Below are 2,425 nucleotides of genomic sequence, written 5' to 3'. Positions count from 1 at the left end.
TGTTAAAGAGCGTTGGCAACCGGACATCTCTTCCGGGTTGCGAGGCTGCGTATCTTACGCTTTTTGCCTCCGGAGTCAAGCGATTATTTTCGCCTTTCTCCGCTGCCGTCGCGGCGTGTCTCAGCACATCGTCGGTCAGTGGTGGCGCATTATAGGGAGTTTTACGGATGTGACAATAGTTTTTTTTAAATTTTTTTCTGTTCGTGTTTTTTTTCCTCAAAACGAGGTAATAACCAGCAGAAAGACTGTTTTTAAGACGTTTTATCACACGATATTTGCAAGAATTTCTCAGAGAAATGGTCTACCTGTTTCCAATCAGTGTATTCAATTTCTTTTGTAGTATCCGTTTCTCCTCCGGTCATTCGCATAATGAACTGAATCATGATGCGATCCAACCAACGATAACGTGGATAAAGTAGTGCTCCCGCAAAAACTCCACATATATCAGGCTGCCATGGGCTTTTTATTAAAAACTTACGTACATAAGCGTTCGTTTCTGGGGTTCTTTTTTCGGGTTTTCTTGCCGTTAGATTGACACCAAAGAAAGCCGTTGGTATTTGATTCAATTGTTTTTGATGGCGAATGACAAAATTATGCAATACAGAATTGAAACGACCATAACGTATCGACGCACCTACCATAACTTTTTGGTAAGGCATCAAATTGACTTGTTTCACTGTGGAAAGATCCCTTAACTCACACTCAATACCTGCACGACGGAGATTCTCTGCGATACGGGTAATAATTTTTTTGGTTTGTCCATCCTGGGTGGAATAAAGCAACAAATAACTCATAGATACGCCCTTATTAAACAGAGATTCACATATAAAGACTATTCACGCCAAAAAGTGGGGGTAAATAGAACCAATAATGTGAACACTTCCAAACGGCCAAATAACATTGTGACAACTAATATCCATTTAGCCGCCGGATTCATAGTTGTAAAGTTGTCAGCAACGACTCCCAATCCTGGTCCCAAGTTATTCAATGTTGCTGCGATGGCAGAAAAAGCAGAAAACTCGTCAACACCCGTGGCAATCAGTAACAACATACTAATGATGAAGACTAGCGCGTAAGCTGAAAAAAATCCCCATACCGCTTCAATGATGCGTTCCGGTAATGCCCGCCGCCCTAATTTGATGGTGTATACCGCATTCGGATGTACTAAACGTTTTAATTCACGAGATCCTTGCAAGAACAGTAACAATATGCGGATAACTTTGAGACCGCCTCCTGTCGAACCAGCACATCCCCCTATAAAGGCAGAACATAACAACAAAAAAGGCAAAAACAGAGGCCAATTGGCAAAAGTGTCAGTGGTAAATCCGGCTGTTGTCGCCATAGAGACAACTTGAAAAAAAGCGTGATTTAATGCTGCCAATTCTGATTCATAAACGGAATGCTGCCATAATATCAGCATACAGATTACCAATAGCGCCAACTGAATAGTAATGAACATACGAAATTCAGGATCACGCCAATACACTTTCAAGCTTCGTCCAGAAAGAACCGCAAAATGCAGACCAAAATTACAGCCCGAAATCAATAAGAAAATGGCAATAATTGTGTTAATAGCCGGACTATTAAAAAAGCCGATGCTGGCATCATGGGTAGAAAATCCACCAATAGCGATGGTAGAAAAGCTATGAGAAATCGCATCAAATACTGACATCCCCGCAGCCCATAATGCTACTGCACAGGTTATGGTCAACAAGACATAAATCAGCCAAAGTGTTTTTGCTGTTTCTGCGATACGGGGACGCATTTTATTATCTTTCAGTGGCCCTGGCATTTCTGCACGGTAAAGCTGCATTCCCCCAACACCAAGCAGAGGTAAGATCGCCACAGCCAGAACAATAATGCCCATGCCGCCTAACCATTGCAACATTTGTCGATAGAACAAAATCGCCTTGGGAAGGGAATCAAGGCCAACAAGCGTCGTCGCTCCCGTTGTCGTCAAGCCAGAAAATGATTCAAAAAAGGCATCTGTGACTGAAAGATTGGGTTTTTCAGAGAAAATAAATGGCAATGCTCCCACACTTCCCAACACAGTCCAAAATAGGACAACAATCAAAAAGCCCTCTTTTGGCTTGAGTTCAGATTTTTGTTCGCGATTCGGTACCCACAATATTAAACCAATGATAAGGGCAAAGATGAATGTCTGGCTGAATGCCTTACCTGCACCATCACGGTAGATCAATGCCACTAATCCCGGAATAATCATTGTGACAGAGAAAAGAATAACAAGTAGTCCAACAATACGGGTTATGGCGCGAAAATGCATTCGGCTGGTTCCTTAGAAATCCGGTATGAAGAAAAAATATAGTTAACGCGATGCTCGACTTTAACATCCTATAACATTGGCTTGTTGAAGCCAGTCCCGTTGACTTTTACCTTGTTGAAAATTGGCAAAAATACCCAACGT

The 2,425-nt window shown here is 42.0% G+C and carries 3 protein-coding genes; all 3 read right to left on the bottom strand.

Going from position 1 to position 2,425, the window contains the following annotated elements:
- Nucleotides 1-268: hypothetical protein (locus Xedl_RS31780; RefSeq protein ID WP_208605099.1), on the bottom strand; the 268-nt coding region annotated here is incomplete at its 3' end.
- On the bottom strand, nucleotides 252-794 hold the full coding sequence (gene hemG, locus Xedl_RS19265) for a menaquinone-dependent protoporphyrinogen IX dehydrogenase (protein ID WP_074025319.1): 543 nt from the start codon (nucleotides 792-794) through the stop codon (nucleotides 252-254). The genes hemG and Xedl_RS31780, both read right to left, overlap by 17 nt.
- 38 nt (nucleotides 795-832) lie before the next feature.
- Nucleotides 833-2,284, bottom strand: a complete 1,452-nt coding sequence (trkH, locus tag Xedl_RS19260) for a Trk system potassium transporter TrkH (protein WP_074025317.1) — start codon at nucleotides 2,282-2,284, stop codon at nucleotides 833-835.
- Nucleotides 2,285-2,425 lie beyond the last annotated feature (141 nt).

This window comes from Xenorhabdus eapokensis, assembly GCF_001908105.1.
Note: the sequence above shows the minus strand (reverse complement) of the source record. Positions and strands in the feature narration are given on the sequence as shown.

Coding starts and splice junctions, on each gene's coding strand:
- hemG (WP_074025319.1), bottom strand. CDS start 794: ATGAGTTATTTGTTGCTTTATTCCACCCAGGATGGACAAACCAAAAAA.
- trkH (WP_074025317.1), bottom strand. CDS start 2,284: ATGCATTTTCGCGCCATAACCCGTATTGTTGGACTACTTGTTATTCTT.